Annotated in this window: 1 pseudogene; it reads right to left on the reverse strand. The window is 50.0% G+C overall.

The features are described 5' to 3' along the window. Positions 1 to 382 (reverse strand): annotated as a pseudogene (locus CWC14_RS19285) (TonB-dependent siderophore receptor); the annotation flags it as partial.

Consider the following 382-nt stretch of genomic DNA (forward strand, 5'->3'; position numbering starts at 1 on the left):
CTGCGTTCGTTCGGCGTCAATAAAGTTGACTGAGCCGGGGACCATGCCCTCATTGCTTTCCCGGTCGGGATTTCCGCGTACCCACCAGACATCGTACTCTAAGTCGTTATCGCCATATATATAGCTGGCTGAGAGTTGCCAATGTGAATTGAAGTGATGCTCAAACGTCACCACCGAATTAAGCGCTTGGGTTTTTGATGATGACCAAGATTGTGCCGTTGAGGTGCCACGGTCGTATTGCGTGCGACTGCCATCACTATAAAATATCGGCATCCCTCCAGACATGGTTCCTTCTGGGTCGGTATATTGATAGTCAGCGCTCACTCGTAATAAGCTGGCGCGACCAATATCGGTTTCAACTGCGCCGTATAAAGTGGTTTGG

This window comes from Pseudoalteromonas sp. S3260 (assembly GCF_005886925.1).
GTDB lineage: Bacteria > Pseudomonadota > Gammaproteobacteria > Enterobacterales > Alteromonadaceae > Pseudoalteromonas > Pseudoalteromonas tetraodonis.